General features: G+C 65.1%; 1 protein-coding gene. It reads right to left on the bottom strand.

The window, feature by feature from the left end; translation table 11 throughout:
- Window positions 1-8,565, bottom strand: an 8,565-nt coding sequence (locus ON44_RS54195) for a LuxR C-terminal-related transcriptional regulator (RefSeq protein WP_373283248.1), incomplete at both ends; no start/stop codon positions are given.

The raw sequence follows: 8,565 nt of genomic DNA, 5'->3' as shown, positions 1-8,565 counted from the left end.
CTTCTTCGAATACAACGCCACCCAGGTCCTCTTCGAACTCAGCGACCTCTTCGGCAGGGACCCCGGCAACCGTGTGCGCGGCGTAGTACGCCAAGGCCCTGATTGCCGTGGCGTCGAATCCCATCGCATCCGCCGTCTGATCTACCGAAAGTCCCTGCATGTGCAGCAAGATGACGCATCGGTATCGGTCCGGAGCTGCCTGTTTGAGGGTGCCGAGGCGTTGCTCGAGATCTTGGAGGCTGGCCCGGGCCAGATCGCGGCCGTAGCGTCCGGCGCGCACCCCTTCCGGCAGCGTCAGCCAGATTCCCCGTCTCAGTTGCGCCGTGGTTGTGGACTGGTCGGGATAGCGTTCCGCTAACCATGGCAGCAGGGTCTGAAGTAGGTCGCTCGCGGAGTACGCGTGATCAGCCGCGGTCGCCCACCGCGCTTCCTCGGCACGGCGTTGCCCCCGCTCGAATGCGTTCTCCCTGATCGCGGATGCACCGCCTCGGGTCGCAATGTGCTCGGCCACCTGCCAGACGGCACTATCCACAATCGCGGTGACTGCGGATTCGTCGCCGTCTTCGAGCATCGATGCCATGGCGGCGAGCGGAGTCCCATCCTTGAACAGACCGATGACGACCTGCTGCGCGATAGGGGGCAACTGGTCCAATGCGTCCAGTAGTTCTGCGGCATTCGCCGTCGCCAAAGCTCGGTATAGCCGCGATATCGATTTGTTGTGTTCGGCGGCAAGGACACTCACCAACGTGCGGGCAGCTTCAAGTGCGGCTTGGCGTATCGCCGCCGTATCCCTTCCTGAACGATGCAGACGCAAGGCTTCCCAATGATCGCCGCCGACCTGCAGGATGGCCTGATCTACCTGTTCCGGCGACGCTTGCTCCAGCAGCTGGTCGAGATCCGGTTTGATGGAGTTCGTCAAAGCGGAACGCAGAGCAGTGCGCAGCCGCTCGAGCTCAGGTGTCAGGCGCTGTAGCTTGCGACGGATTTCCGCCCTATGCGTTTGCACGGTTTTAACGGACAGACCGAGGGTTGTGGCGATTTCCGAATTCGTCATGCCCTGTTCGACCAGAGCCAGAATTTCGGCTTGGCGGGCAGACAATCCTCCAGGCGTCGGTGGGATCGACTCCGAGCTCTCATCCAACGACGAGGCGGGATGCGGACCACCGGGGTGGGTGGTCTCGTCGGTGATTTCCGGCTTTGCGGGGCTCGCCTGCGGCGGCGTGCCGGGATCCTGTTCTGCGACATCAGTGGTCGGCGGTGCTGCGTTGGATTCGGCAGGATCGGTGCGATGCGTGTCATTCGACGCGGCGCGGTCGGCGCCGGAGATGACGCCGCTGCGGATGGCGACGGCCACGGTCTCCGGCCGGTTGCGAGTACCGAGTTTTTCGCGGATGCGGGCCAGGGACTTGTCCACGGCACTTCCCGACATGTCAAGGTCTTCGGCGATGTCGAGGTTCGTATCGCCATTGGCGACACGTGTGAGCAAGTCGATTTCGGCAGAGGTCAATCCTGGCGCTTCGACAGTGATCGGACTCATGTCGGGTAGCAGGCCGGATCGCAGGGCGACGGCCACCATCGCCGCCCGGTTGTGTACGCGAAGCTTGCGACCGATACGCATCAGGTAGTCGTCCACGACCAGCGAGGAGAGGTTCAGCTCCGGTGCGATGTCCTTGCTGGTTTCGCCGTTCGCGACCCGAGTGAGCACAGCGACTTCGTAATTGGCCAACCGCGGCTCGGCGGTGCCCGGCATAGCTTCGGCGGGTTCGAGGAGTTCGAGGATGCCGGTGCGCGCGGCAACCGCCACCATCCCGGGCCGCCTGTGCACACCGAGCTTGCGACCAATGTTCTCTATCCGGGCGTCCACAGTCGTCGAGGACACCTCGAGATCCTGTGCGACGTCGTTGCTGGTGTCACCGTTCGCGATCCGAGCGAGTAGCTGGATTTCGTGGGTGGCCAGCTCGGGTTGGACGGCGCCGGAAGTATCGCCGGGATTCGTGCTGGGGAGGATGCCCAGGCACGCGGCGATGAATACCAGCTCCGACCAGTTGCGGGCACCGAACACGTGGCGGATCTGCGTTGCGTAGATGCCCACGGTCAATGGAGAAAGCCCGAGCTCCTCCGCGATCTGCGGCCCGGTCATGTCTGCGGCTATCAGTTGCAGCACCATGTACTGCCGATTGGTCAGTCCGCTGTCGCTCGGCGCCGTCGACTCGAGTCCGGTCGCGTGCGTCTGGTCCGGTGTCGCGGATCGCTGCGCCGCCTGGGTCAACCGGCTCAGCGCGCCCCGCTGCACCACATTGACGTCTTCACCGCGCTGCATTGCCCCCAACGCCTCGGTGATGTGCTTGCGCTGGGTGGCATTCAGGTCGAACCACTCGCCCACGACATCCTCGGCGGCACTGTGCAGCCATTCGGCGACATCCGCGCCCTGGCTGGTCAATCGCTGACTCGGAGCGAACTGGAACACCATGCCGGTAATGGCTCGTGCGACTTGCACCAGCGGTTCGAGGTCCCGGTTCATCGCTCCAGCCGGGATCCCGAGCAGGGCACGGACTTTCCGGAATGTTTCCGGCCCGTGCTGGGCGCGCAGCTCACGGAGCGCGGCATCAGCAGGCGTTCGGCCGGGTTCCGGATCAGCCGGCCCGGTGATCGGGTTTTGCGGGTGTGCTCGGGGGATATCGTCCGGGATGGGCTCATCGAGGGCCGACAGTTTGCCCTTGACGTTCTTGAAGTACGCGACGAATGCTCTGTCGACAACCGCATAGGGCGGGTCCCATTCGTCGTAGTGGCGCACCTGTGGGGTGGCCAGCGAATCGGATATCACGACTTCGCCGTCGACGTTGGTGATGACGTACCCGTGAGACTTGTTGCCGCGCTCTACGACGACTACCGCGGTGTCCGCGCCGCCACGCTTGTTCCGAATATCGTCGACGACCGCGGCCAGCGGGTCGGCGTCCGGCTGCTGGGTGGTGGCATCCGGCAGTGGCGCCGGGAAGAGCTGTGCGGCTATGCCGTTTTCCACATCGGGCCAAAGGTTTTCGCCGACTTCGGGTTCGAAGGTGGTGTCGTGGCCGAGCGCCCAGAGGGCCTTCACGAGTTGGATCACGCACTCCACCCGCCGGGCGGCCTGCTCGAGGTCGCTCCGGTCACCGAGGCCGAGTTTGCGGACCATACGGTCCAAATGGGTGCCTACGGTCGTCACCGAAATCCTCAGGGCGTCAGCGACTTCAGCGATCGTCATGCCCTGGGCGCGCAATCTGAGGATTTCGGATTCGCGCGCGGTCAATCGTCCGCCGACAGATCGGGGCGCGGCGGCAGGATCGGCGCTGGAGAGTGCGCCGGCGCGCAGCGCCGCCACCGACATCCCGGCGCGAGTGCCGATGCCGAGCTTGCTGGATGACCGCGCCAGGGTGTCCTTCACGGTCAGCTCCGCCACGTGCCGGTCCGCGCTGATCTCTTTGTTGGACATGCCGTTTGCCGCCATGCCGAGGATTTCGGTCTGGCGCTCGGTCAACTTGGCCGACAGCGGGCGTGACGTTCCCGCGAGTGGGATTTTGCCCGCACGGATTGCCGACACCGCCATCGCCGCCCGCTCGCTGATGCCGAGCTTCTCGCCGATGCGGGCGATATGGACCTTGACGGTGGCACTCGACAGCTCGAGGGCGGTGCCGATTTCGACGTTCGACATGCCTTCCGCCACAAGGCTGAGTACCTCGATCTCGCGGTTGGTCAGGTCGTCGGAACCGGGCTGCCGCGCCATGAGGACGAGATCGCTCAAGGATTTGACGGCATCGTGTTGAGCGGGGGTGAGAGTTTCATCCGCCTCGATCGCCTCGGTAATGAGCGCACGCTGTGCGGTATCCAACTGATCGAGACATCCCTGCAGATCCGCTTCGGTCAGCTGCGCCAGCGCGACTCGCACGGGGGCTGATGGTGCGATCCCGAGAGCGACGATGCAGGCTGCGATGAGCCCGGTCCGCTGCCGGTACCTGGTGGTTTCTTTGTCGGTACGAGGGGTGCTGTTCTCGCGATACCGGGCGGCCTCAACGAGTACCGCACGATCACGGGCGCCCAGCTTGTGCAGGATGCCGGTCAGCCGGTCCGATGCGGTGGCCTCGGACAGCCCGAGTTCTTCCGCGATGGCCTTATCCGTTTTCCCGCTTGCCGCCAGGTCGAGCATGTCGGCCTCGTCATCGGACAACATGTTTGCGCTGGGCAGTAGGCCGGCGTTTCGGGCCGCTTCGGCCATTTCCGCTCTACCGGCGACACCGAGTTTGGCGTGCGCGCGGGACAGGTATGTCTGTACCGTCCGCGGCGATATGCCCAGTGCGGCGCCGATTTCGGTGTTGGTGAGCTCTTCCTCGACAAGTACGAGGATTTGTTTCTCGCGGTCGGTGAGCGGGGCTTGGTCGTCGATGGGGGCTTGTTCGGGAAGGATGTCCGCGCGTGCGGCTGTCACCGCCATGCCCGCGCGGCCGCTGACCGGGAGTTTGCTCGTCGTACGGGCAAGGTGGGTCTCCACGGTTTGCACCGATATGCCGAGTGCGGCGGCGATTTCGGGGTTCGACTTACCGGTAGCGACGAGAGCGAGGACTTCTTTTTCCCGGTCGGTCAGTGGGCTTCCGATGTCGGCGGAGTCCTGTTCGGGCAGCGCGCCCGCGCGCGCGGCCGTCACCGCCAAACCCGCTCGACCACTAACCCTCAGCTTGTGACGAATGTTGACGAGATGGATCATCGCCGTACTCGCCGCGATGCCCAGTGCGGCACCGATTTCGGCATTGGTTTTGCCTTCGGCGACCAGCGCTAGCACCTGCGCCTGGCGCTTTGTCAGATTGCGGCGCACAACTTCATCCGGGTCTGCAGGTACCAGTGCTTCCGCGTTGTTGCCGACCAAGGTCACCGCGTCCGCGATTACCCGCCGGTTGACGAGGCTCAGTGCGCTCAGGCGACGTTCCAAGGTTTCGCGCGCCAATCGAGGCAGAGCTTCGCCGATACTCCCGTCGTCGGCAAGCATCGAACCTCGTGCCTCGGCCTCATCGAATACGGTGCGATTGACCGATTGCGCGAAAAGCAGAAGTGGTCTCGGCATCCGCATACCCGGTGAGAGGGTGACCCCTAATAGGCCGAATATGTGATCGAGAATTTCCCTTCCGTGCTGGACCCGAGTTTGCTCGGATACTACGGGGCCATCTTCCCGCGCGCGTGGTTCACCGGAATCTGCGGCCACCGCGGCTATCCCCGCTCGCACACCGATTCCGAGCTTGTCGGCGATGTTGCCGAGGTGGGCTTTAACCGTGCCTTCCGATATGTCGAGAGCCGCACCGACTGCTCGATTTGTCATTCCCTCTGCGACCAGACTGAATACTTCGAGCTCACGTTGGGAGAGCGTGGCGGGATCGCCCATGGCGTCGGGGTCGGCTGTGGCGGCGTTGTCGCTGTCCACCGGGACCACATTCTCGCGAACCACGGTGGCCAAGTCCGCTCGTCCGCTGGTGCCGAGCTTGCGGTGGATGTTTTTGAGGTGGGATTTAACCGTGCCTTCCGATATGTCGAGAGCCGCGGCGATTTCGAGGTTGGTCATCTCCTGCGCGAGCATGCGGACCACCTCGAGCTCACGTGGCGTCAATCGGTGCGCCAGCCGGTCTCCCGATTCCTGGATTGCCGTCGGGTCGTCCGACTGGCCTGCTTCGGCCGAGGGCCCGTCCACCCCGAGCCCTAGGTCGTCGAGACCGAATTCCGACAGGTCGATCGTGGACCATGCCGCATCGGTCTGCTGACGTACGCCGCCGGCGGACTCGCGGATCTCGAATGATTGCTCGATCCGGAATTTGCCGTCGGAGAAGGTGAGTCGTCTGACGGACATATCGCTCTGCTTGAGCACGACCTCGGTCCCGCGTCCCCCTTCCCGATCAGAATCCTGTTCGGCTTCAACCCATTTCGGCAGCCGCTCAGCATGGCCCGGCGCGAGGTCGTTGATGACGGTCACTCGTACCACGCGATCGTCGGCGGTGCCTGTCGCCTGGACATCGACGACGGACTCCGGATTCAGGCCATGTGCCTCCGCGTAGTTGTAGACGTGTGCCTCGGCATTGGTGAGCAGCTCGGAGAACATGTCCTCGACTGCCCAGATCTGCTCGTCGGAGAGCCACGGATGCTCTTCTCGCAGCCGTTGCGACAGTGCGCGTCGCTTGATGCCGATCTGCTCCTGGTAAGCAGGTCGTTCGCTGGCCGACTCCGCCAGCAATGGTGTTGCGCGGTCGTCTCCCGTCGTTTGTGCGCCAGCACGTCGAGAGCGCGGTTCGGTACTCGGCGGCCGAGCGGCGCGTTCGACGGGGCCGGGTGTTCGGCCGAGGTCCCAGATCACCTGGGTGCGGCTGTGTTCACCGGTTGTGTCGGTCACTTCGATGTGCAGCGCGTCGGCGGTGACCTTCGCCACGACATCGACGATGCCGTGGCCCCATCGGATCGATGCGGCGACGGCGTTTGCGATGTCGCGGACGTAGTCGTCGTCGGACCAGTCGCGCAGCAGGGTCGTGATGTTTTCCTCGACCAGGTCGGCTTTCGCGGAATCTCCGTGAGCGATACCGCTGATATCGATGACCCGGGTGCGCGCGGGCTCCCCATCGGCAGGGGGGCCGCCAGTTTCGTTCGGGTGTGGTCTGCCTTCGTGGTCGTCCGGGCCGCGCGGACGCATCTGCGCCATGCCTGCGCGCAGTTGCTCGCGGCTGGGAAGTGCGGCGGGAATGGTGCCCGGAATCGGCTCCCCGGCGCGCGCGGAGTTGCGGGCCCGGTGCCGGTCCGCGTCGCGCAGCGCTTCGGCCAACTCCGGGTCTGCGATGAATGGCGCGAGCGCTTGCTGAATTCCCCGCAGCAGGGCCGATGTCTGTGATCTACCGACGCGACGCTGTGTTATCAGGTCGGACCGTGACATCTGCGATGTGAGTGTCTGGTGGTTGTCGGTCTGCGGGCCCGAATCGGCGATCTTGAACGCAGCCATGGTGAGCCGCGAGACTTGCGCGTCCAAGCGCCGGAACAGGCGGTCGAAGCGCAGCACATTCGCTTGGGCGGACGCCTGCGCGGCGCGCGCCGCTGACTCCGGTGCCCCGAGGCGCGGACCGAAAATAACATCCCGCCGGTCGCTTTCCGCGCGCCAGAGGTCTCGAGTCCGCCGGGCGCGCTCCCGTTCGGCCACCAGGCTTTCGCGGTAGGCGAGCACGCCACCGAGCGAGACTCCGGCGATGGAGTCATCGGTCACGCTACGGCGCAACAGAATTCGGTCGAGCTCGGCGACTACGCCGTCGAGCTGTTCGCGCACCGTGGGGTCGGCGGTCGGGGCAGCCGTGGTGGGCGTGGTGTCCGAGTTGCTCAGGACGGTGGACCAGACCATGCCGGTGCCGTCGATCTGAACGTGCCGATAGTCGACCTGAATACCGCTGGCCACCAAGGCATCCAGCGTATCCCGAGGCAGGAAATGTTCCGCATCGGCGAACGGCGACATCAGGGTGAGTACGGTGCCGTCGAGCTTGGCCCAACGGCCGATCGGCTGCCCCGGCAGCTGGCCGAGCCACTGGTGGGCTGCTTCGGCTGCCGCCAGGGTGCGAATGGTCTGGAGCTGCTCGGTGAGCATTTGTATGCGTGCCAGCAGCTTTTTCTGTGTGGCCTCGTCGGCTACCGAGAGCCGGTCCGGATCCGCCTTCTCTGGGAATATCCGCCGCAGTACGGTGTGGGTGCGGGCGAGTTTGCGCTTGGCGTCGGTGATTCGCGCACCCCACTGGGGCATCGCCGTCCACAGTTCGGTCGCCAGCGCGATGCGCTGCCACGGCTGCTCGTACGAACCTGTCGTCGGCTCGTCTGTCACCTCGGCGGCGAGCAGCGGGTGAGTGCGCTCGTCGACTGGAATGCTCAACTGCCACAGTCGATCCTGCCGTTGTGCGGTTGCTTCGCGGACCAGCGCGGGCAGCGCCTCGACCAGCACCCGGCCGGTTCGATCTACCCGCACCTGCCGAGTAACGACGGGAATCCCGTACTGCTCGAATGTTTCTCGCAGCATGCCGGTCACCGTGGAGCGCGACCCCGGGCTGTCGAACACTTCCGCACGCACGCCGTCGACGATCAGGCTCTGGGGCCCGAGCGCCAATCCGCCGCGGGCAGACGAAACATCGCGGACTGCGATTTCCTCTGCCTGAGCCCGCGCATGGGCTGACTCCGCATCGATGGCTGCGCATTCGGGCCTAACCGTCGCGATGAGTCCGCGTAGGGCGTGCAGTTGGCTGCGCTGCTGGGCGTCGACGGTGGGTCGAGACAGCGCGTCCCGCGTCCGATTACGCAGCTCGGTGATGTCGAGATCTACCGGGAGCGCGCCCGCGTCGAGCCAGTGGCCGAAACCGATCAGCTCGGTCAGGCCCTGGGTTGCGAGCAATGCCTCGCGCAGGTTCTGGAGCAGCGCGGTCCGCTGCCAGGCGAGGTCGGATATCCGCTGGATCCATCGCGCCAGCGCACCGCTCGGCGGATGCTCCCACTCGGCGAATTCGTGCGTCGAAGCGCCGACGTCCACCGCAGGACGCT

It is taken from the genome of Nocardia vinacea NBRC 16497 (assembly GCF_000308835.1).
Lineage (GTDB): Bacteria > Actinomycetota > Actinomycetes > Mycobacteriales > Mycobacteriaceae > Nocardia > Nocardia vinacea.
This window is presented reverse-complemented; position numbering and strand designations above follow the sequence as displayed.